This window comes from Bacillus sp. FSL M7-0791 (assembly GCF_038627085.1).
Taxonomy (GTDB): domain Bacteria; phylum Bacillota; class Bacilli; order Bacillales; family Bacillaceae; genus Bacillus; species Bacillus safensis.
Map to the genome: position 1 here is coordinate 1,011,508 of NZ_CP152022.1, position 22,857 is coordinate 1,034,364.

At 40.7% G+C, this 22,857-nt stretch carries 21 protein-coding genes; 16 read left to right on the forward strand and 5 right to left on the reverse strand.

What is annotated here, in order from left to right; all coding sequences use genetic code 11:
* Positions 1 to 84: 84 nt before the first annotated feature.
* Positions 85 to 1,617 (reverse strand): FAD-dependent oxidoreductase, encoded by a 1,533-nt coding sequence (locus tag MHI08_RS05065; protein ID WP_285707759.1) that lies wholly within the window; start codon positions 1,615 to 1,617, stop codon positions 85 to 87.
* 142 nt (positions 1,618 to 1,759) lie between these two features.
* Here MHI08_RS05065 and MHI08_RS05070 point away from each other — a divergent pair, with 142 nt between their 5' ends.
* A complete protein-coding gene (locus MHI08_RS05070; protein ID WP_024425480.1) occupies positions 1,760 to 2,620 on the forward strand; it encodes an SDR family oxidoreductase in 861 nt (286 codons plus the stop codon).
* A gap of 56 nt (positions 2,621 to 2,676) precedes the next feature.
* On the opposite strand, the gene MHI08_RS05075 is transcribed toward MHI08_RS05070, so the two are convergent.
* Complete coding sequence (locus tag MHI08_RS05075) at positions 2,677 to 2,913, reverse strand: IDEAL domain-containing protein (protein WP_008348804.1); 237 nt, start codon at positions 2,911 to 2,913, stop codon at positions 2,677 to 2,679.
* Between the two features lie 289 nt (positions 2,914 to 3,202).
* Between MHI08_RS05075 and MHI08_RS05080 the strand changes: the two genes are divergently transcribed.
* The 8 genes from MHI08_RS05080 to MHI08_RS05115 all read left to right on the forward strand — a co-directional run bounded on the left by MHI08_RS05080 (position 3,203) and on the right by MHI08_RS05115 (position 9,969).
* Positions 3,203 to 3,781, forward strand: coding sequence for a competence protein ComK (locus MHI08_RS05080; protein WP_208946558.1), 579 nt, complete (start codon positions 3,203 to 3,205; stop codon positions 3,779 to 3,781).
* Positions 3,782 to 4,080: 299 nt separating this feature from the next.
* Positions 4,081 to 4,563, forward strand: coding sequence for a hypothetical protein (locus MHI08_RS05085; RefSeq protein WP_024425482.1), 483 nt, complete (start codon positions 4,081 to 4,083; stop codon positions 4,561 to 4,563).
* Between the two features lie 266 nt (positions 4,564 to 4,829).
* Positions 4,830 to 5,108, forward strand: coding sequence for a barstar family protein (locus MHI08_RS05090; protein ID WP_034621828.1), 279 nt, complete (start codon positions 4,830 to 4,832; stop codon positions 5,106 to 5,108).
* Positions 5,109 to 5,269: 161 nt separating this feature from the next.
* Positions 5,270 to 6,220, forward strand: a complete 951-nt coding sequence (locus MHI08_RS05095) for an ABC transporter permease (protein WP_024426541.1) — start codon at positions 5,270 to 5,272, stop codon at positions 6,218 to 6,220.
* Entirely contained in the window at positions 6,213 to 7,163 is a 951-nt protein-coding gene (locus tag MHI08_RS05100; RefSeq protein WP_024425487.1) for an iron chelate uptake ABC transporter family permease subunit, read from the forward strand. Before MHI08_RS05095 ends, MHI08_RS05100 begins: the two co-directional genes overlap by 8 nt.
* Entirely contained in the window at positions 7,154 to 7,912 is a 759-nt protein-coding gene (locus MHI08_RS05105; RefSeq protein WP_342500052.1) for an ATP-binding cassette domain-containing protein, read from the forward strand. Before MHI08_RS05100 ends, MHI08_RS05105 begins: the two co-directional genes overlap by 10 nt.
* A gap of 21 nt (positions 7,913 to 7,933) precedes the next feature.
* Complete coding sequence (locus MHI08_RS05110; RefSeq protein ID WP_025093359.1) at positions 7,934 to 8,878, forward strand: siderophore ABC transporter substrate-binding protein; 945 nt, start codon at positions 7,934 to 7,936, stop codon at positions 8,876 to 8,878.
* Between the two features lie 137 nt (positions 8,879 to 9,015).
* A complete protein-coding gene (locus MHI08_RS05115; protein WP_024425490.1) occupies positions 9,016 to 9,969 on the forward strand; it encodes an LCP family protein in 954 nt (317 codons plus the stop codon).
* Between the two features lie 71 nt (positions 9,970 to 10,040).
* Here MHI08_RS05115 and MHI08_RS05120 read toward each other — a convergent pair whose 3' ends face one another.
* A complete protein-coding gene (locus tag MHI08_RS05120) occupies positions 10,041 to 10,403 on the reverse strand; it encodes a hypothetical protein (RefSeq protein WP_024425491.1) in 363 nt (120 codons plus the stop codon).
* Between the two features lie 156 nt (positions 10,404 to 10,559).
* Between MHI08_RS05120 and MHI08_RS05125 the strand changes: the two genes are divergently transcribed.
* Together MHI08_RS05125 and lepB are read left to right on the forward strand one after the other, a co-directional pair.
* Positions 10,560 to 11,177: a TVP38/TMEM64 family protein gene (locus tag MHI08_RS05125; RefSeq protein WP_024425492.1), complete on the forward strand. Its 618-nt coding sequence runs from the start codon at positions 10,560 to 10,562 to the stop codon at positions 11,175 to 11,177.
* The gene (lepB, locus tag MHI08_RS05130; RefSeq protein WP_234107696.1) at positions 11,177 to 11,689 is read left to right on the forward strand and encodes a signal peptidase I; all 513 of its coding nucleotides are present in this window, start codon (positions 11,177 to 11,179) and stop codon (positions 11,687 to 11,689) included. Before MHI08_RS05125 ends, lepB begins: the two co-directional genes overlap by 1 nt.
* A 38-nt stretch (positions 11,690 to 11,727) precedes the next feature.
* On the opposite strand, the gene MHI08_RS05135 is transcribed toward lepB, so the two are convergent.
* Positions 11,728 to 12,873, reverse strand: coding sequence for an AbrB family transcriptional regulator (locus tag MHI08_RS05135; RefSeq protein WP_208946661.1), 1,146 nt, complete (start codon positions 12,871 to 12,873; stop codon positions 11,728 to 11,730).
* Positions 12,874 to 13,139: 266 nt separating this feature from the next.
* Between MHI08_RS05135 and MHI08_RS05140 the strand changes: the two genes are divergently transcribed.
* Genes MHI08_RS05140 through MHI08_RS05150 form a run of 3 tightly spaced genes read left to right on the forward strand, consistent with a single transcriptional unit; the run spans position 13,140 to position 14,871 of the window.
* On the forward strand, positions 13,140 to 13,562 hold the full coding sequence (locus MHI08_RS05140) for a BlaI/MecI/CopY family transcriptional regulator (RefSeq protein ID WP_024425495.1): 423 nt from the start codon (positions 13,140 to 13,142) through the stop codon (positions 13,560 to 13,562).
* A complete protein-coding gene (locus tag MHI08_RS05145; RefSeq protein WP_342500053.1) occupies positions 13,555 to 14,394 on the forward strand; it encodes a M56 family metallopeptidase in 840 nt (279 codons plus the stop codon). The genes MHI08_RS05140 and MHI08_RS05145 overlap by 8 nt, the downstream gene beginning before the upstream one ends.
* Positions 14,395 to 14,451: 57 nt before the next feature.
* On the forward strand, positions 14,452 to 14,871 hold the full coding sequence (locus MHI08_RS05150) for a DoxX family protein (protein ID WP_342500054.1): 420 nt from the start codon (positions 14,452 to 14,454) through the stop codon (positions 14,869 to 14,871).
* 186 nt (positions 14,872 to 15,057) lie between these two features.
* Here MHI08_RS05150 and MHI08_RS05155 read toward each other — a convergent pair whose 3' ends face one another.
* Positions 15,058 to 15,504: a ferritin-like domain-containing protein gene (locus tag MHI08_RS05155; RefSeq protein ID WP_044334155.1), complete on the reverse strand. Its 447-nt coding sequence runs from the start codon at positions 15,502 to 15,504 to the stop codon at positions 15,058 to 15,060.
* Between the two features lie 152 nt (positions 15,505 to 15,656).
* Between MHI08_RS05155 and addB the strand changes: the two genes are divergently transcribed.
* Together addB and addA are read left to right on the forward strand one after the other, a co-directional pair.
* On the forward strand, positions 15,657 to 19,166 hold the full coding sequence (gene addB, locus MHI08_RS05160; RefSeq protein WP_342500055.1) for a helicase-exonuclease AddAB subunit AddB: 3,510 nt from the start codon (positions 15,657 to 15,659) through the stop codon (positions 19,164 to 19,166).
* Positions 19,144 to 22,848: a helicase-exonuclease AddAB subunit AddA gene (addA, locus tag MHI08_RS05165; RefSeq protein WP_342500056.1), complete on the forward strand. Its 3,705-nt coding sequence runs from the start codon at positions 19,144 to 19,146 to the stop codon at positions 22,846 to 22,848. The genes addB and addA overlap by 23 nt, the downstream gene beginning before the upstream one ends.
* Positions 22,849 to 22,857 lie beyond the last annotated feature (9 nt).

Genomic DNA, 22,857 nt, shown 5'->3' on the forward strand with positions numbered 1-22,857 from the left:
GTCCCCCCATAATCATCAAAAATATCAGACTTTATGTTTTTTATCGGATAATATTGGATTTTTTAAAGGGGGACGAGTGAAATTTCACTGTTCTTTATATGACCTTTTTAGTGGTTTTTTAGCAGGGCCTTCTACTACTTCTCCAGTAATGGAAAAACGTGAACCGTGACACGGGCAATCCCAAGTGCGGTCACTATTATTCCAAGCCACTTCACAGCCTAGGTGAGTACACGTTGTATCGACTAGAAAGACATTCCCATCCTCTGATTTATAGGCGCCGCACTTTTTATGTTCATACGAGATAATGCCGCCCTCGCCTGGTTTTAAATCATCGATTGTTTGATCAGTTCGTTTGAATTTACCACTGATCAGCTTGGCAGCGACATTGGCATTTTCTTTAACGAAATCTTTGACGAAAGAGTCAGTAACAGGTCTTGATGGCGTAAAGATTGATTCATATGGATTCGATTTTCCTTCAATTAAATCACCGATAAGAGTGGCTGCGACGTGGCTTGTGGTCATGCCCCATTTTCTAAAGCCGGTTGCTACAAAGATATTCTGGTGGTATTTGGTCAGGCGGCCAATGTAAGGGATTTGATCCATTGTGACCATATCGTGTGTCGACCAGCGATACAGCACTTCTTCTATTCCAAGGGTGGCATCTCCAAACGTTTCTAGTCCTTCATAGTGAGCGGATTCATCTCCGCCTTGTCCTGTTTTATGGCCTTCTCCTCCGATGAGGACTACTTCTTCACCGTGCCATTCTGCCGTTCTTAAAGAGTGAGCAGGCTGGTCAATTCCTAGGTACATTCCGTCTGGGAGTGGTTTGGTTGTTCTAGCTGCTACGACATAGGATTGCTCTGGATGAATTCGGGTGAAATAAAGTCCTTTTCCATCATAAAAAGGAAAGTGTGAGCATGAAATGACATAGCGCCCTGTCAGATGATGTCCGCTTTTTGTGACGACAGCAGGCCGGTTCCCTTCTTTTACATCAACAGCGGTTGTTTGTTCAAAGATACGTACACCTCGCTCTAGGAGCTTGTCGATTAGCGCATTGAGATAATGAAGGGGATGAAACTGTGCCTGATTGGTCATCGCAAGGGCTGCTTTGATGTCAGCGTCAAAAGGAAGCTTTGTTTTCCATTCCCGGTCAATACCAAGCTGTTTGTAGGCATCTAATTCCTTCTTTAACTTTTTTACACCGCTTTCTTCTTTTGTATAAAGGTAAGCATCTTTTATCTCTAGCTGACAATCAATGTCGTGCTCTTTGATACGAGCTTGAATGAGGTCTTTTGCTTTCTCATTTGCTTCTACATACAAACGTGCTTTTGGCATTCCAATTTGTTGAATCAGCTCATAATAGTACACATCATGCTGTGAGGTGATTTTAGCCGTTGTGTGTCCGGTCGCGCCTTGCAGCAATTGTTCGGCATCAATGATGATCACATCTAGTCCTCGCTCTGTCATTTCAAACGCCGCAGCGATACCGGTAATACCGCCGCCGACAATGATCACATCTGCTGTGAGATCTTCACTGACAGCAGGGAAAGAATATTTCTGACTGCCGGCCAGCCATAACGATTTTGCCTGTTCCATTCCTTTATGTTCTTGTTCCATGTTGTCGCCTCCACTTGACTTGTTGTGTATAATTTTTCCACAATGCTGAAAATCATACATATGAAAGGAAACAGGGGCGTCATACATAAAAAAGCCGCCAGCACATAAAAATAAACAAGATAAAAGGAAGGAGTGGACTAACGTGTCAACAAAGCAGCCGAAGAAAACATTGCCGCCTCAGCACCAAAATGAACGTCCGGGTCTTGAATATAAAATGAATCCTAGACCTGTCTTTGATCGTGAGGTGCAGGATAAAAAGTTAGCAGGAAAAACAGCCATTGTGACAGGTGGAGACAGCGGGATTGGAAGAGCAGTTTCTGTTTTATTTGCGAAAGAAGGTGCCAATGTTGCCATTGTTTACTTAAGTGAACATCGAGACGCCGAGGAGACGAAGGACTATATTGAGAAAGCGGGAGGCCGTGTCATCTTAATTGCAGGTGATTTAGGGGATGAGGCTTTTTCAAATGAGGTCGTCAAAAAAACAAAAGATGCCTTCGGTTCCATTGATATTTTGGTGAATAACGCCGGGGAACAGCATCCGCAAAAAAGCATTGAGCAAATTACCTCGCATCAGCTTCTTCGGACGTTTCAAACGAATATTTTTGCCATGTTTTATTTAACAAAGGCTGTTCTTCCTCATTTAAAAAAAGGAAGCAGTATCATTAATACAGCCTCTGTCACCGCCTATAAAGGGCATGAAACATTGATCGATTATTCATCCACAAAAGGGGCGGTCGTAACCTTTACGAGATCATTATCCTTATCGCTCATTAAACAAGGGATTAGAGTGAATGGAGTAGCTCCCGGTCCTATTTGGACACCGCTGATTCCCTCAACCTTTACGGAAAAAGAAGTCTCTGAATTTGGCGGAGATGTCCCAATGGAACGTCCTGGTGAGCCAGTAGAGCTTGCGCCAAGTTATTTATTTTTAGCGAGCGAAGACTCATCTTATATGAATGGACAAATGCTGCATGTGAATGGCGGGACCATTTTAAATGGGTAAACAAAAAACTTGCGGTAAAGAGACGAGTTGCTGTCTCTCTGCCGCAAGTAAAATCATCATGATTGATGTAAGCAGTGTTCTGCATATTGAGCTGACAGGTCATTGAATCGCTTTTCATCACGCTGATCCAGTGCCTTATCAATCTCTTCTCTTAGGAAGGTTAAGCGCTGTTTATAAAGCGCCTCATCTAAAACCATTTGAATATAGATGTCTAAAATGGTGACGCCGTTTTCTTCGGTTTTTTGGGTGTTGCGGGACTTCATGAGCTCAGCATACGTTTTTTTCTCTTTCATAAAGAATCCCCCCGATGCCTTTTTTATAGTATATGGATTGGCGGAGAAAAAATCAACAAGAATTTATAATTTTTAGACAATTTATTTTTGAGCAGAATCGACACCTCTTGTCCAATCGACAGGATGTGATATATCTTTAAAAATGGCTTTTCGATAGATCGAATGGACTAAAAAATATGATAAAAAGATGATTTTTAATAAATTTTGAAAAAATCCTGTCGTTTCTTATATGTTGGTGATAGATTAATAGTATCTTAAATAACCAAATATTAACACAGGAGGAAATGAAGTGTCAGGAATTAGTGAAGCACCTTTAGATTCATACGTCATTAATCAAACAACAATGGCGGTCCTTCCAGTTGAAGAAGGAAAAAGAGTATATTCAAAAGTCATAGAAAGAGAGACAAGCTTTTACGTTGAATTAAAGCCCTTGCAAATTATTGAACGCAGCTGCAGATTCTTCGGCTCAAGCTATGCAGGCAGAAAGGCGGGAACATACGAAGTAACAGGAATTTCTCACAAACCCCCAATTGTGATTGACTCATCCAATCATCTGTATTTCTTCCCAACTTATTCATCCAACCGTCCTCAGTGCGGCTGGATCTCCCACAAATACATTCATACCTTCCAAGAATCATCCCTCGGAGACACGGTGGTCACCTTTACAAATGAGCAAACCGTCAAACTTGATGTCTCATATAAATCATTTGAGAGTCAGGTGCACCGGACAGCATATCTCCGAACGAAATTTCAAGATCGTCTTGATGGCGGTCTTCCGAAGAAACAAGAATTTATGCTGTATCCAAAGGAACAGCAGCTCAATCTCGTATACGATTTTATATTAAGGGAGCTTCGTAACAAATATTAGTCAAAAGCCAGCGGCAGAGCAGCCGCTGGATCTCTTATCAAGCATGAATGCAATGTAAAAAGACGCTGCTACATCATAAAGATGAATTCATTGAAACCAAATACGTATGTCTCGTCGTCTATTGGTTGTATTGGGAAATGACAGGGAAATGTGGATCCTTTGACGTATTTTCATCTATTTACTCATAAATCACAGAAGTGATACGAGCTTGTCTGTTACAATAAAAGAAATCTTATGTGGTAAAGGATGCTTATATTTGACCGATATGAACGAATGGGATGAAGAAATGGAGGCTCTGTATGAAAAAACAATCACATTTGGTGCTGCTATTTATCCTAACTTTGACATTACTAGCAGCCTGTCAGCAAGCAGGTCAGCCGCCTTCAAAGCAAGACACAAAAGAAGCTGCTTATGAACAATGGGTGCAGTCTTATATGGATGAGTTAAATAAAGCATATGAAAATATGACCGATCAGTTTATCTCAGATGGACATGGAAAGATCCAAACAAATAAAAAATTGACAGAAGCGACGAAAGCATTTGATCGTGTGATTCAAAAAGGGCTGGATCATCAAGAAGTTCCAGCCGCTTATCAAAAGGCCGATCAACAATTAAAGACAGGACTTGCTTCCTTTGAAAAAGGGATCAGTAAGGTGGAAAAGCTCTTGAAGCATCCCGATCAAGAAAAGCTGTTTATTTCCGCTACCCATCATTTTCAGGATGGCTTGCAGCAAACAGCCGCATTTATTGAAGAAGTAGGTCAAATTCAGCAATCATCCTAAAAAAGCTTGGAAGTAAACCTTCCAGGCTTTTTTAAATGTGAAGGATTTTCTTTAAACGGCGAACGCCCTCTTGAATCATGCTTTCGTCCGTACAGGCGAATCCTAGCAGTAATCCCTTCGATTGCTTTCAAGCCAACACCAGCTGCTTTTGCTGCCTGTCTCATTCTATTAATCTCAGGTGCCGGGCAGAAACAAAAGTAAGATGTCCATCTTTCTCTTTCTCCTCCAATTCGTTTAAAATATAGAGAGGAGAGGGGAAGATGAACATGAAAAAAGTGCAGCTTGACGGTGCAGCGTGCAGGTCGCAAGAAGAGCTTCATGAGCAGCTGAAAACAGTTTTACACCTTCCTGACTATTACGGAAAAAATCTTGATGCCCTTTGGGACTGTTTGACAGGAGAGGTGACTCTTCCAGTAGAGCTGACATGGGTGAATTTTCAAACGAGCAAAGACGCTCTTGGTGATTATGCTGAGAGCTTGCGTCAGTTATTTCAAGAAGCAGAAGAGGAATTGAAGGGACAATTTCAATTGAATATTCAATCATGATGAAAAAAGCAGCCGCTGCCGCAGGCTGTTTTTTTGAGTTTGCGTCTTTTTCATACCGCTATTGAATATTTCACTAGATGTGATAATATATGAACTGTCGCTTAATTGATAATGATAATCATTTGTGGCGGATAGAGCTTGATAGAAAGTGAGAAATCTGTATGAAATTGTATCAATTAAGTTTGTTATTTGTATGTTTGGCATGTATATCTCTGTTTGTCGGTGTACAGGATCTGTCCATTTTACAGCTGTTTCATTTAACAGATGAACAAGTGCACACGTTAGTTTCAAGCCGCCTCCCGCGTCTCGTGAGTATTGTGCTTGCTGGTATGAGCCTTAGTTTATGCGGCTTTATTATGCAAAGCATGACGAGGAATAAATTTGTTTCACCAACCACTGCAGGAACGATGGATTGGGCGAAGCTTGGTATTTTAGTAGCAATGCTTGTTTTTACACATGTGAATCCGCTTATGAAAATGGGGATTGCGTTTCTATTTACTTTAGCTGGGAATCTTCTTTTCTTAAAAATCCTGCGGCATATTAAGGTGAACGATACGATTTATGTACCATTAGTCGGCTTAATGTTTGGGGGGATTGTCAGTTCAATATCTACGTTTATAGCCTATAAATATGATTTGATCCAAAACGTATCCGCATGGCTTCAAGGAGATTTTTCTCTTATTGTCCAAGGGCGTTATGAACTGCTCTATGTGAGCGTTCCACTATTGATCATTGCGTATTTATATGCTGACCGCTTTACAGTGGCAGGCATGGGCGAGAGCTTTGCCGTTAACTTAGGTTTAACGTATAAACGTGTGATGGCGGTTGGTTTGGTGATTGTTTCAATGATTACGTCTGTCACCATTTTAACTGTCGGAATGCTGCCATTCCTTGGATTAATCATTCCGAATATTGTATCGATCTACCGCGGCGATCACTTGAAAAAAAGTCTCCCGCATACAGCTTTACTAGGAGCTATTTTTGTTCTGATTTGTGATGTGCTCGGAAGGGTGATCATTTATCCATATGAAATATCAGTTGGACTCATGGTTGGCATCATCGGAAGTGCGATCTTCCTGTATATGTTATTAAGGAGGAAACGCTATGCATAAGAAACGTATATTATGCCTGATTGCAGCCATTGCAGCCGTGTTGATCGTAATTTTTATTACCTTTCAAATGGGGTACTGGCCGTACACAGTCCCAAGTCGTTTAAAGAAAGTGCTTGCGATGACATTAACGGGAGGCGCGATTGCCTTTTCATCTGTTGTTTTCCAAACTTTGACCAACAATCGAATCTTAACGCCGAGCATATTGGGTTTAGACGCACTGTACTTGTTTTTGCAAACAGCGATTATTTATGTGTTTGGGTCGACTCATTTAATGATCGTCAATAAGAATTTTAATTTTTTCCTTTGCGTTGGGCTGATGATTCTATTTTCTGTGCTGCTGTATACAGTCATGTTCAAACGCAAAAATAAACATATTTTCTTGCTTCTGCTTGTTGGAATTGTGTTTGGGACATTGTTCAAAAGTCTTTCTTCGTTTATGGAAATGCTGATCGATCCGAATGAATATCAAGTCGTACAGGATAAATCCTTTGCAAGCTTTAATCACATGAACACGGACATCTTACTGATTGCTTCTGTTTTATTTGCGGCGCTGTGTGTTTACATTTGGACATTCCGCTCCAAATTAGATGTCATGTCTCTTGGTAAGGAGCATGCGGTGAATCTAGGCATTGACTACGACAGTGTCACAAAAAAGATGCTGATCGTAATAGCTGTCCTTGTGTCTATCGCAACGGCACTTGTCGGACCGATTACGTTCCTCGGCTTACTCGTCGTAAACGTCGCACGAGAGCTTTTTCGGACATACCGGCATACATACTTGCTATTAGGCTCTTTTTTTATTAGTGTGATTGCCCTTGTAGGCGGGGAATTTCTTGTAGAAAAGGTATTTACTTTTCAAACGCCGCTTAGTGTGTTGATTGATTTAGTCGGCGGACTGTATTTTATTTATTTACTGTTAAAGGAGAGTCGTTCATGGTCTTGATGAAGGGCGTCAGTAAGACGTATAACGGAAAAACAGTGCTTCACGACACAACAATCAGTGTGAAAAAGGGACAGCTGACCTCTCTCATTGGTCCGAATGGTGCGGGGAAAAGCACGCTTTTATCCATTATGAGCCGGCTGATTCAGCCAGACTCAGGTGCAGCTTATTTAGAAGACAACCCATATAGCGCATACCCTCCGCAGGAACTTGCGAAGAAGATGAGTATTTTAAAGCAGGCCAATCATATGAATGTGCGGGTGACCGTTCGGGAGCTTGTCAGTTTTGGCCGTTTCCCTTACTCACAGGGCCGTCTGACTAAAGAGGATGAGAAGATGATCGATGTGTCCCTCCAATACATGAAGCTTGCTGATATCCAGCATCAATATGTAGATGAACTGAGCGGTGGACAAAGACAAAGAGCCTTTATTGCAATGGTGCTGGCGCAGGATACAGATTATATTTTTTTAGATGAGCCTTTAAACAATTTGGATATGAATCATTCTGTCGAGATGATGAAGCTCTTTCAGCAGCTCGTCAAAGATCTTGGGAAAACAATTGTTGTCGTTCTTCATGATATTAATTTTGCTTCTGTGTATTCCGATCATATCGTCGCCTTAAAAGATGGACAGGTTATTAAAGAAGGTGGAGTGGACGAAGTGATTCAAACAGATGCACTTGAACAAATTTATGACATGCGCATACCGATTGAAGTTATTCGCGGTGAGCGTATTTGCTTATATTTTTCTTAAAAAATAAAGAGGTGATCACGTATGAAAAAATGGATATGGATGATGACTGTATTAACAGCGATCGTGGTACTCGCTGCCTGCGGAAATCAAGGAAAAACAGAAGGAATTAAAGAAGAAACTGTGACGGTAAAAGACATGCTGAATAAAGATGGTGTAAAGATCAAGAAAAACCCGAAAAAAGTGGTCGTGTTTGATATGGGAAGCCTTGATACGCTAGACAAACTAGGTGTGAATGTAACAGCTTTACCGAAACAAGTGGTGCCTAAATATTTATCTAAATATGAAGGAGACAAATATGAAAATGTCGGCGGATTAAAAGAGCCGAACTTTGAAAAAATTGCAGAAATCAAGCCGGATTTAATCATTATCCAGCACCGTCAAGCAGATGCATTCGATGAATTTTCTGAAATTGCCCCTACGATTTATATGGATGTAGACAATGCCAATTATATGGAATCATTTAAAAAGAATGCCACAACTTTAGGCAAGATTTTTGATAAAGAAGACAAAGTCAAAGAAGAACTTGCTGCCATTGATCAAAAAGTGGATGCTTTAAAGAAAGAAGCAAAAGAGTTAAAGAAAAATGGACTGGTAATCATGGCGAACGACAGCAAAATGACAGCCTTTGGTCCTAAGTCAAGATACGGTCTCATCCACGATGTGTTTGGTATCACACCGGCAGATCAAAAGCTTGAGCCATCTGATAAACACGGGCAAAGCATTTCGTATGAATACATGGTCAAAACGAACCCAGATTATCTATTTGTCGTTGACCGAGGCGCAGCGATCGGAGAAGAAACGTCTGCGAAACAGCTTGTTGAAAATGATTATGTGAAATCAGTGAAAGCAGTCAAAAACAACCATGTGGTGTATTTGAACTCTGACATGTGGTATTTATCTGGCGGCGGTCTTGAATCATTCACTGCCATGATTGATGAAGTAAAACAAGGAATTAGCCAAAAATAATGGACGAAAGCTGCTCATCTTGAGCGGCTTTTTATTGTGGATTCATAAAAATATGTTGCATGCAGGAAACTTTCATCAAAATATGTTATAGTGGAACCTACATTGATAGACTAAGATAGAGTGAGGGTTCGGAAAGGATGAAGGAAAAAAGATCAAAAAGAAGACTAAGGCCTTGGGTAAAAGCCGTGCTGTTTATCATGGCATTTGTCATGGTGATGGCGGTGTCCGTGACTGGATACGCATACTATAAAATTTCAAAAGCGTCGAATAAGGCGCAAGTATCATTAGAAAGAGGAGACACCTCGCAAAAGCGTGTGAAAGCTTTTGATCCAGGAAAGGACAGCTTTTCGGTGCTGCTGCTTGGAATTGACAGCCGTCCAGGTGAAACGGTAGACGAAGCAAGAAGTGATGCGGTCTTACTGGCGGCGGTGAATCGAACAGACAAAACCATTAAGCTTCTCAGTATTCCTCGTGATGCTTATGTGGATATACCAGGGAGAGGATATGATAAAATTGCTCACGCCCATGCGTTTGGGAGTGCAGATTTGTCAGTCAAAACGGTCGAAAACTTGTTGAACATTCCTGTAGACTATGTGATTTCAGGGAACTTTAAGGCGTTTCAAGACATTGTGGATGAGCTAAATGGAATTGACGTAACGATTAAAGATGAAGGCATCGCAAAACAAATGGAAAAGGATTCAAAAGGGAAAGTTCATGTGCAAACAGGAACACATACGTTAAATGGTGAAGAAGCTTTAGCCTTTGTGAGAACGAGAAAAGCAGATAGTGACCTCATGCGCGGAAAACGCCAAATGGAGGCACTTCAAGCCATCTTCGAAAAATCTAAATCGATTTCTTCGATCCCGTCATATGACAACATCATTGATACGCTTGGTGATAATGTCTCAACCAATCTTTCCATGAAGCAGTTCATCGGTCTTTTTCCATTACTGAGCTCATTGAAATCAGTGGATACGATTCAGCTAAAGGGCCATGATTATCAGCCTGGGAATGTGTATTACTTTGAGTTAGATGGACCAGGATTAGAAGAAGTTAGAACAGAGCTGAGAAAACAGCTTGAATTATCATAAATAAGAAGGAGCCTGCCGCCGCGGCAGGCTTTTTTCTTTGAATGGGTACCACGCCGCATTTCAGCAAGAAGTTAATTTGCTTGATGCAGAAAATATCCAGTCAGCAGTTCTTCTACCCGGTGACGTATACGCGGATTAAAGTATTTATGCTTTTCTTCATAGCCATTTATGATAAATAGATACGTTGTAAATCCTTCATCGTGTTCAATTTGCTGTACCTTCATGTTTTCTTTACGTAAATGCTGCTTCAGTTCGTAAAGTGCTTTCTGTGCTTCCTTTAACACGGAGGTCACAAGCTGAATGTATGGTTCATTTAATTTAAATGTTTGATGTTGTTTTAAGTGTGTCAGATCACGATTGAGGATGGAGATGACCATTGGGAGAAAGATGGCCTGTTCCATCATCTGAAGCTGTATTCTTGATAGTCTCGTCATGTCCAAGCCTGCTTTCTTTAAAAATAGAACAAATGTTCCTGTTTATTATATCGAATGAGTCAAACAATCTCAAGGGGGCGAGTGGTATTCATTTGTATATTTTTATGTTTTCCATGTAAAATGAAATGTAGACAAACCTTGAAGGAGTCAAACAAGTTGACATCATTTCTTTCTCTATTTACTCATGAAAATATCACATCATTTTTTGAAAGCTACAAGGCCTTTGGACCAATTGTCGCTATATTGCTTCCTCTGATTGAAGCATTTCTTCCGTTTTTACCACTCGTGGCGTTTGCGGTGGCAAATGCGAATGCATTCGGCCTTTGGGAAGGCTTTTTATTAACCTGGATCGGTGCAAGTGCAGGTTCTATTCTTGTCTTTTTACTGATCAGAAAATTTGGACAGATGAGAATGCTGAACTTTATCAGCAGACACCCTTCCATTAAGAAATTAATGCTTTGGGTAGAGAAGCGGGGATTTGGTCCGTTATTTATTTTACTCTGCTTTCCTTTTACACCTTCTGCGGCTGTCAATGTTGTCGCAGGCTTATCAAGAATTAGCATGTGGCAATTTTCATTAGCTGCTTTAGCTGGTAAGTGTGTCATGCTCTTTATCATTAGTTTTATCGGTTATGATCTTTCTGCTTTAGTAAAGAATCCGTTAAGAAGTGTTTTTGCGGTTCTAGTTATCGTTTTATTATGGTATGTTGGAAAGAGAGTAGAAAATAGGTTGAACATTCGAATGAGCAAGCGTGAGGACAAAGGAGGCTCTTAATGAAAAAGAAGCCATTGCTATGGTTGATGATTATTACATGCATCGTCTTATTGTTCCAGGTAAAGAATTTCATGTTTGTGAAGTATAAAGTAGAAGGGGTTAGTATGGACCCCACATTTACAGATGGAACAGAATTATTAATCAACAAGTTCTCGCCAAAACTCACGAAAATTAGCCGGTTTGATTATGTGTTATTTCACGGCCCTAAAAATCAAATTTTGATCAAAAGGGTCATTGGGCTCCCAGGAGAATCGATCAAGTATGTAGATGATCAGTTATTTATTAATGGGGAAAAATGGAAAGAACCGTATTTAAAAGAGCAGAAAAAACATAAAATGGGGAATGTCCTGACAGGAGATTTTCAGCTGAAAGCCATCACAGGACAAGATAAAATCAAAAAAAACCATTACTTCGTAATCGGAGATAACCGAATACATAGCTTCGACAGCCGGCATTTTGGAACGATTTCAAAGGATCAAGTAGTTGGTGTCAAAAGAAATCAGGATGAATAAAAGAAGAGACGCTCTGCACATGCAAAGCGTCTCTTCTTTTATTTTGCGGCTTTATATTCAGGATGTCTTTTTGCCCAGACATGATGTAAGAATCGAAAAAACGGTGGCAGCATCGCAATGACAAGAATGATTCTAACGACTTGTACAGCTACTACAAAGGTTGAGTCCTCATGGAGTGTGACTGCTGTTGTTGCCATTTCTGCAATACCGCCAGGCGAAAAGGCAAGAATGGCTGTAATGACAGAAATGCCTGTGACCTCTGCAATGGCAATTGAACTGAGAACCGTTGCAGCAATCAATCCTGCTGAGCTGACGACGGCTACAATTAACGTGTTTTTTAGCCCGACAAACATCTGTTTATTCATTTTTGAACCGATGGTTGCACCGAGAAATACCTGTGATGCGATATTCGCTTGTGCTGGCCAATAAGGAATCAAATCATGACCTATGAGCGTACCTGCACCTACTTGAAGAGCTGCAACTCCTAACATGCTGCCAATCAGCCAAGGGGCAGGGAAATGAAGCCGAACCGCGAGGCGTGACATAAGCCAGGCACCTAAAATAAGTGCAGCAGTCCACGAGATATTTGACAGGGTGAAAACGCCGGATGAAAAGGCGCTCCCTTGCACGCCTGCAGCTGCATCCGCTGGATTTTTTGTATTTAAATAGAACACCGTAAATGGGATGGTGAGTACCACCATTAATACACGTGTTGTTTGTACGAGACTGACAACGGCTGTATTTGCTCCAACCTCTTGGGCAATCCCTGGCATAGCAGATAAACCGCCTGGGGCTGTTCCGACAAAGCTGGTCAGCATATCTGTTTTACTCAGCTTCCATAAGGCAAAGCCAGAGAGCATCGCCAGTAGAATAGAAAAAACGAGCATGAAACTCACAGGGAGCCAATGTTCAGCGAAAATATGAAGAACTTTCATGTTCATTTTCTGTCCGAGTTCGATTCCGAGAATGAATTGACCAAGGAGTAGCCATCTGCTGTGAATACGCAAGGTGTTGTTTCCTTTACGCTGAAACAGGGTGGGACGTCGCATGGCAATAAATGCAGCTGTGATTAATGTACCGACCATCCAGCCAATAGACATTCCTGTTAAAGACAAAAGAAATCCACCTAAACCGCTTATCGCGATCAAAATGAGATCGGTTCGAAGGCTGTTTCCTTGTTTCATCACATGTAAACCTTCTTCCTATAAATTTGTTCAGTAAGTGAAATGTTGTTATCTTTACTATAATACAAAAGTCTTTATAAATAAAATACGAATTTTTTTACCTTTTTCATAAGATTATCTTATCAAGAGCAAGATAGCCTCTTGATAAAAGTAAAGATATAATTTTTACCAAAAACAAAAACAATATACAACGATTTTCCCCTATTTTAGTTATCAGTTGACTATCATTTTCAATTACACTACAATCCTTAGTGTGAGGTGATTACATGAAAATTCCTTCTTTTAAATATAATGAAAAGGGATTGAATCGTTTTTTCGGTCCTTTAGAGGGAAGAATTATGGAAATCCTTTATCAAGGTGAGGATATGCCGATTAAAGAAGTGCAGCAGAAGCTGTCAGATGAAAAGCCGATTAATTTCAACACAGTGATGACTGTGCTGAACCGCTTAACCGAAAAGGGAATTGTCGAGAAGAAAACAAAAGGGCGTTCATCTATTTATAATCCCATTTTAACAAAAGAAGAATTTCTAAATGAGCAGACAAAATGGATTACGCAAGGGCTGATGGACGATTTTGGTCCACTGGCAGTGAATCATATGGTGGATGCAATTGAAAGTGCTGACCCTGAATTACTCAAAGTGCTTGAAGCAAGGCTGGCATCCAAAAAAGAGGAGCAGCAAAATGAATAAAATGAAATCGAGCCTGCTATTTTTAAGCGGTATATTGATTGGTTTAACGATTTTTTATCAGATGGGGTATTACGTGCTTTCAAGCTTTTTTGGCTGGAATCAAACATATAATCTCATTCATGTATGCCAGTCTGTTCTCGAATTCTATGGATTCACTCCTTTGAAATATTTTCTAGATGCTTTAGTCCTCTATACACTGGGATTTGCAATTTTTTATATGACGAAGCAAATCAAAACGTACATTCAATTCAAGCAAAATCTGATGCTTGCAGTCGATTACCAGTCTACCGAATCTTTATCTGAAAAATATGCAAACGACATCATTGTGTTTCATTGTCATGAACCGCTTGCTTTTGCCATGGGGATGCTTCATCCAAAGGTCTACTTATCAACATCTCTCATGGACATGCTGGATGAAGAGGAAATTGATGCTGTTGTTCATCATGAATTGCACCACAAATACAGCTACGATCCTTTAAAGGCTTTCACATTCTCAATGCTTACAAAAGTGATTTGGTACATTCCAGTGTTAAAGCATATGAGACAAAGCTATTCCGTTTTTCGTGAAGTGATCGCAGATGACTACGCGATTCGGCAGACAGGCACTGAGCTTGGAGTAGGGCAAGCCCTTTTGAAACTGATTAAAAAGAGAACGCAGTTTCAAAAACAAACGAAGTTTGCGGTATCCTTTGGAGATCGGGCATTGAATTTAAGAATACAGAAGATCTTAAACCCAACATACAATATTCCTTTCAATGTACCCATCATTCCCATTGTCACATCAACGATTCTCATGGTGGCCTTAATCATTATGCTTAATCTAAATTACTAATTTTTTTTACTTATTAACATTACATTATGTAGTGTAAAAACAGGAGGAAATCACTATATGAAAACAAATCAAGAAATAGGAACACTTTTTGTACGTGTTATTTTAGGTATCATCTTCTTTCTACACGGACTTCAGGCATATCAAGGAGGTCTGGGAGGAACAGCCGCATTCTTTGGACAAATCGGTATACCGGAATTTATGGCCTATATTGTGAAGACAATTGAACTGGTCGGTGGTATCGCCTTGATTTTAGGTCTAGGAACACGTATTTTCGCAGCCTTATTTGTACCCATTATGGCTGTGGCGATTATAACGGTTGGTTTTTCTAAAGGATTTGTTGGCGGTTATGAATTTGAACTATCGCTGCTTGTTATGGCGCTTTATTTAACACTTAGCGGCAGTAAGATGCTGTCCATTGATGGGATGCTAAAACATCAGCAGCAAAGCATGAAGCAAAATTTCATTAAGCGATCATGAAAAAACTCCTTCTGCTATTTGTGGCAGAGGAGTTTTTTTATTTATCAAATTGTCGTTTTCACGTTTGAAAAAGTGAAAGAGATGAGAGGTTTGCTGAGAATCGTCCTTTATTTTATAGATTGAATGACTAAAAAGACAATTTCATTTTTTGACGGAACATACGATCTCCTATTAAAATAGGACTATCTAAGACACATGGTGCGTTAAAAGATATAAAAACCATACAGCATGCTGCTGTTCATCTTGAGCGATACGTTTCATCAGCTCTTTTGTTCCTTGATCCCGGACATAATCTGATATCGTTAAGTAAAAATCGACCGTTCTTTGTTCATCTTTAAATGCGAAAAGAAGCCCTTCTCTAAATTGATCTGGACAAGGTTCTGTTATGCTTGGTTTGTGGTTTTTACCTGTTAAAGAATAATATAGCTTTGAAAATAGTTGATAGTGTCTGACTTCATCCTGGCGTATTTCTTGAATGATTTTTTTTGCCTCAGGAGTTTTTGCTCTTTGGGCAAGTTTTTCGTAGCATTGGATCGCAGAATATTCACCATTGATTGCTTTTTCAAGATCTGAAATGATTCTTGTGTTTTGGCGCATGTCATATGGCGAGTAGTCATAATAACCGTAATACATGATATTGCCAGCCTCCTTTGAGTTCATGATGGTTTATGATATGAGAAGAGTAAGGAAAGGTGCCTATATCTTTTTAGGAAGGAGAAGGGGAAAATAGCTATTTACTTTTATTTTCGCTAGAATATGAGTACATAAGAAAGGTGTTGTGGAGCGTGGAGATTCAGTTTTTAGCAGGCAGATCGGGGAGTGGAAAAACGACTGCAATCTTAGAGGAAATCAAAGAACAGCTTCGGCTTGATCCGTTGGGTCCGCCAATCATTTTTTTAGTCCCGGATCAAATGACATTCTTAATGGAATACGAGCTTGCAAAAACGTCTGAAGCTGGCGGGATGATCAGGGCCAAAGTATTTAGTTTCACACGTCTTGCTTGGTCTATTTTACAGCAGACTGGCGGAGCGAACCGGCAATTTGTGACAAGCACAGGAATTCAAATGCTTTTAAGAAAAGTGATTGAAGAGGAGAAAGAAAAGTTTAAGGTATTCAAAAAAGCGAGTGATAAGCCGGGGTTTGTGGAGCAAATCGAAAAGACGATGGCTGAGTTCAAGAGATACTGCATGCTGCCGGAGGATATTGAAAAAATTTCATTAACGAGCATGCATTCAGAGTATACAGAAGAAAGACGGGCAGCCGAGAAATTGCATGATCTGCATGTTCTTTATCAGCAGATGGAGCAGCATTTACAAGATGAATATGTGCACTCAGAAGACTATTTGACACTTCTCACGCAGCAAATTCCTTTATCTGAAGAAATAAAAGGAGCACACATTTATATAGATGGTTTTTATCAATTTACACCGCAGCAGCTTCTCGTCATTGAACAGCTTCTGCTGCATGCTGAGAAAATAACGGCTGCTTTCACAGTGGATCGTTCCTATCATGATAAGCAGCCAAATGAACTTGATTTATTTCGTATGACAGGTAAAACGTATTTCCAGCTCTATCAGCTTGCCAAAGAGTGCGGAGCGGCCATTTCTGAGCACATTTTGGAGAGAAATAACCGTCATCTTCATACGCCGGATCTTGCTTATTTAGAACGGCAATATGATCAGAGACCGGTGCAGCCATATCAGGAAGTCACTCCTCATCTCACAGTATCTAAAAGTGCGAGTAAACGAGCTGAAATTGAGGGAGTAGCGAGAGAAATTCTTCATTTAGTGAGAGAAGAAGGACTTAGACTGCGAGATATTTCGATTGTAGCGCGGCATGTAGACGACTATAAAGATACGTTAAAAGAGGTTTTTCGAGATTACGATATTCCTTTTTTTATTGATGGAAATGAATCGATGCAGTATCATCCGCTCATTGAATTGATTCGTTCGAGCTTGGATGTCATAAAAGGAAACTGGCGGTATGAGGCCGTGTTTCGATGCGTGAAGACAGAGTTCTTATTTCCGCTCGAACTTGCCAAAAACAAAGCGAGAGAACAGGCAGATCAGCTTGAAAACTACTGTATTGCTTATGGTGTAAAAGGAGAACGCTGGACAAACGGTTCCCGTTTCCATTACAGGCGGTTCCAATCCTTAGATGAGGATTTTGGACAAACAGATCAAGAAATTGAAATGGAACAGATGCTGAATGATGTAAAGGAATGGATCGCACCTCCGCTTTTCCAATTGCAAAAAAGGCTGAAAAAAGCGCAAAAGGTAAAAGACATGGTAGAGGCAGTCTATGTCTTTTTAGAGGAAATACAAGTGCCGGATAAACTTGAAAAGGCTAGGCTGGAAGCTGAAGAAGCAGGTAGATTAGCTGAAGCCATGCAGCATGGACAAGTATGGGAAGCTGTTATTCAATTAATGGACGAATTTGTGGAAATGCTCGGTGAGGAGGAGCTCTCATTTCCTTTATTCCAACAGATGATGGATACAGGATTGGCCTCTTTAAAATTCGCTTTAATTCCGCCTTCACTCGACCAAGTATTTATCGGAAGTATGGATTTATCCAGAATGTATCAAGTGAAGTGTATGTTTATCATTGGGGTAAATGATGGCGTTATTCCCGCACGCCCTTCTGACGAAAGTGTATTGTCTGAGGATGACAGGGAATGGTTAAAGCGAGCAGGAGCAGAGCTGGCAGAGACAGGAAAGGAACGGCTGCTAGATGAGCAATTTTTAATTTACCAGGCGCTGTCGAGTCCATCTCATCATTTGTATCTGTCTTATTCAGTGTCAGATGAAGAGGGGCGCTCTCTATTGCCTTCGACTCTTATCAAGTATTGTCAGGAGCTTATGCCAAATCATGAGCATGCTTTGTATGTGTTAGACCCGGAACAGCTGGATGACAAGGAGCAATTAAAATTTGTAGCGAATGAGCATGTCTCGTTATCGTATACTGTCTCGCAGCTGCAGCAATGGCTCAACCAATATCCCATTAGTGGTGTATGGTGGAGTGTCTATAATTATTTGATGACGTCATCTCATCGGGATGTATCAAAAAACATCTTGTCGAGTTTGTTTTTTACAAATCGAGCGAAGCGCTTAAAACCAAACGTCACAAAAGAACTTTATGGTGATCACATTCAAGGCAGTGTTTCAAGAATGGAGAAATTCAATGCGTGTGCATTTTCTCACTTTGCTTCCCACGGGTTAAAACTAAAGGACCGGCAATTTTATAAATTGGAAGCACCCGATATCGGCCAGCTGTTTCACTCGGCCTTAAAGCATATTTCAGATACGCTTGTTGAACAAAAAAAGGATTGGAAAAACCTAACGAAGGATGACTGTGTCAACTATTCAAGACATGCAATCGAACAGCTTGCACCGCGTCTTCAAAAGGAAATCCTATTAAGCTCTAACCGGCATGCTTATATTAAAGAAAAGCTCCAGAAAATCTTGATTCGAGTCTCTTCTATATTAAGTGAGCATGCAAGAGTGAGTGGATTTTCTCCCGTTGGGCTTGAGTTAGGCTTTGGCGGCCAAGGACCACTTCCACCGTTTACTTTTCAATTGAAAAATGGCTGTACGATGGAGCTTGTCGGAAGAATTGACCGGGTGGATAAAGCAGAAGGTTCAAAAGGGCTGCTGTTGAGAATCGTCGACTACAAATCGAGTGAGAAAGGTCTTGATCTAGCAGAAGTATACTATGGACTGGCCTTGCAAATGCTCACTTACTTAGACCTGACCATTACGTATTCGAAGGAGTGGCTCGGCGTAGAAGCAACACCAGCTGGCATTTTATATTTCCATATTCATGATCCGCTCATTCAAGCACCGATTCCGCTTGCAGAGGATGAAATTGAACAGGAAATATTCAAGAAATTTAAAATGAAAGGTCTATTGCTTGAAGATGTAGAAGCGGTAAAACTAATGGATCAAACGCTTGAATCAGGAAGATCACAAGTCATTCAAGCCGGCTTGAAAAAAGATGGGTCCTTCCGTTCTGACTCTGCTGTTTTAAGTGAAGATCATTTCCATATACTCACACAGCATGTTCGGCGCACGTTTGAAGAGGCAGGCGAAAGAATTACAAATGGCGAAGTAGCCATTAATCCATATAAATTGAAGGATCAAACACCATGCCGCTTTTGTTCATTTAAGTCTATTTGCCAATTTGATGAATCGATAGAGGATAATGAATTTAGAGTGCTTTCATCTGAAAAGGATGATGTTGTGATAGACCGGATCAAAAAAGAAGGGGATCAGTATGCAAATACCAAAACCGAATAACAGTACTTGGACGGATGACCAGTGGGAAGCCATCGTTTCAGAAGGACAAGATATTCTTGTTGCGGCGGCGGCAGGGTCAGGTAAAACAGCTGTTTTGGTTGAACGGCTGATTCGAAAAATGACCCGTCCTGAAGATCCAGTTGATGTGGATCGTCTGCTCGTTGTGACTTTCACAAATGCATCTGCGGCAGAGATGAAGCATCGGATCACAGAAGCACTTGAAAAGGAGTTAGCCAAAAACCCCGGGTCCCTTCATATGAGAAGACAGCTGTCGCTCATGAATCGTGCCAATATCTCCACCCTGCACTCCTTTTGCTTGCAGGTTTTGCGCACCTTTTACTATGAGATTGACCTAGATCCAGGCTTTCGTTTGGCTGATCAAACAGAAGGAGAATTATTAGGAGATGAAGTGTTAGATGAACTGTTTGAGGACGAATATAAGGCTGGAAAGCCAGCGTTCTTTGAACTGGTTGACCGTTACACTTCTGATCGTCATGATTTAGACTTGCAATGGCTTGTAAAGAGAATTTATGAGTTTTCCAGATCTCACCCTTCACCTGAGCAATGGATGAGGGCATTCCTTTCTCTTTATGATGTAGATGCTCAAACAAAAGTAGAACAATTACCGTTTTACCCATATATCAAAGAGGACCTTTCTCTCGTTTTTCGAAGCTGTCTGGAACTGCTCGAACGAGCTCTCGCCCTATCAAAAGAACCGGGCGGGCCGGCACCGAGAGCAAAAAATTTTATTGATGATTTAGAGCAAGTCAATGAATTAATCAGGCACCAAGATGATTTTGAGAAGCTTTACGAGCTTTTGCCAAACATCAATTTTAAAAGGCTCAAAACATGTAAAGGGGACGAATATGACCCTGTGCTGTTAGAAAAAGCCACAGATGCACGCAATCAAGCAAAAAAACAATTAGAAAAGCTTAAAGATGAATACTTTATGCGCAGTCCGGCCCAGCATTTGAAAAGCTTAGCAGAAATGAAGCCGGTGGTCGAGACACTTGTGGAGCTTGTCATCCAATTTGGACAGCGTTTCGAAAGAGCGAAGCAAGAAAAATCAATCGTGGATTTTTCGGATTTAGAGCATTATTGCTTACGCATTTTAGCAGAGCAGGACGCGGAAGGAAATTTGATCGAAACAGAAGCGGCCAAGTACTATCAACAGCAGTTTGAAGAAGTACTCGTTGATGAATATCAAGATACAAACCTTGTGCAAGAAACGATTTTAAAGCTTGTATCTAAAGGGGAACATGCTGCAGAGGGCAACCTGTTTATGGTTGGTGATGTAAAGCAGTCCATTTATCGTTTTAGACTGGCTGAGCCCATGCTCTTTTTAAACAAATATAAACAATTTACACCAGACGGCAAAGAAACAGGGAAGAGAATTGATTTAAATAAAAACTTCCGCAGCCGTTCAGATGTGTTAGACAGTACGAACTTTTTGTTCAAACAGTTGATGGGGGAAACAGTTGGAGAAATTGAATATGATGAACAAGCTGAATTAAAGCTTGGAGCGAGTTATCCAGAAAGCGAAGATACAACGACAGAAATGCTTCTTGTACATTTAGATCAACAGGAAGCAGAAACTGACGAAGAGCGAGAAGAGCTAGAAACCGTACAGCTTGAAGCGAGAGTCATTGCTAAAAAAATAAGACAATTGGTGGAGCAGCCATTTCAAGTGTACGATTCAAAACAGCAAATGACCCGTAACTTGCAGTATCGGGACATTGTAATATTGCTTCGCTCCATGCCGTGGGCACCGCAAATGATGGAGGAATTGAAGAAGCAGGGAATCCCTGTGTATGCGAATCTTTCCTCTGGTTATTTTGAAGCAACAGAGGTGTCTGTGATTCTTTCTTTGTTAAAAGTCATTGATAATCCATATCAAGATATCCCGCTTGCAGCTGTATTAAGATCACCAATTGTTCACTTAGACGAAAATGAAATGGCACTGATCCGTACGAGTGATAAAAAAGGCACCTATTATGATGCTGTGAAAGCATTTATGAGTGTGACTCATTCAGATCACCCTACATGCAAAAAACTAGAACGATTTTTCAGGTTGCTGCGTAAGTGGCGTGATTTCTCTATGAATCATTCAGTAGCGGAATTGATTTGGGAAGTATACCGCGATACGCAGTATCTAGATTACGTCGGCGGGATGCCTGGAGGCAAACAGAGACAGGCGAATCTCCGTGCTCTTTATGATCGAGCGAAGCAGTATGAAAAAGCTGCTTTTAGAGGGCTGTTCCGTTTTCTTCGCTTTATCGAAAGAATGCAGGAGCGTGGAGATGATCTTGGGGCGGCAAAAACGTTCAGTGAAACAGAGGACGTTGTTCGCATGATGACGATCCACAGCAGTAAAGGATTAGAATTTCCAGTCGTCTTTACCGCAGGACTCGGCAGAAACTTTAATATGATGGACTTAAACCAGTCCTACTTACTTGATAAAGAATTAGGCTTTGGAAGCAAATATATTCATCCAGAGCTGAGAATTAGTTATGCAACATTACCGCTTGTTGCGATGAAAAAAAAGATGAGGAAAGAGCTATTATCTGAAGAGCTGAGAGTTCTATATGTAGCGCTCACAAGGGCTAAGGAAAAATTATTTCTTGTCGGCTCTGTCAAAAATCAGGTGAAGGCATTAAGCAAATGGCAAAATGCTGCAACCGGAGAGGACTGGCTCCTCCCTGATTTTGAACGTTATCAATCGAAAACATACTTAGATTTTATTGGTCCTGCTCTCATCCGTCACCAAGCAATGTCATCTATTTTAGAAGAAACAGGTGATGTTGTTCTTTCGCACCCATCAGCATTCACAATCTCATTTACTCAAGCTTCCGATCTTCTAAAAGAAGATATGTCACTTGAAAAGAAGCAGCAAGATGAGGTGGTACAAGCATTGATGGACGGCTTACCTGTTGAAGGATATGGTGATGCTGATGAGAAAGTAGCAGAGAGACTTTCATGGAGATACCCGTATCTAGCGGCCTCACAAGTCGGGACAAAGCAGTCTGTTTCAGAGATAAAGAGAATGAAAGAAATACAGGATGAGTACAGTGTTCCTTCTTCTCTTAGAAGAGCTCATGCAACGTTGTATGACCGGCCGGCTTTCATGAAGAAAAAAGCACTCACTGCCGCAGAGCAAGGCACCGCAATGCATACAGTCATGCAGCATATTCCGCTTTCTTCTGACGAGCCCCTCGATGAAATCCATATACATCAGCTGCTCGATTCCTTACAGCAGCGAGACTTGCTAACAAATGAGCAAGTTCAGTCAATTGATCAAGAAGGAATTTCCGCTTTTTTCTCTACTTCTATTGGTCAAAAGCTGCTGAAAGCGGACTGGGTGAAACGAGAAGTGTCATTTAGTATGGTGTTACCTGTTAAAGAGGTATACAGCCATATTGATGCAGAGGGGGAGCCTGTCCTAATTCAAGGGATGATTGACTGTTTATTTGAAACGGATGGAAAACTATATTTACTAGATTATAAAACAGATAGAGTGCAAGGCAGATATACAGGCGGTCTTGAAGCAGCTGTACCTATTTTGAAAAAGCGCTATGAAACTCAAATAGCGTTATATGCAAAAGCAGTAGAACGTTTAACAAACAGAACATTAGAGGAGAAAATTCTTTATTTCTTTGATGGGAATTTAGAAATTTCATTATAAATGTATCGG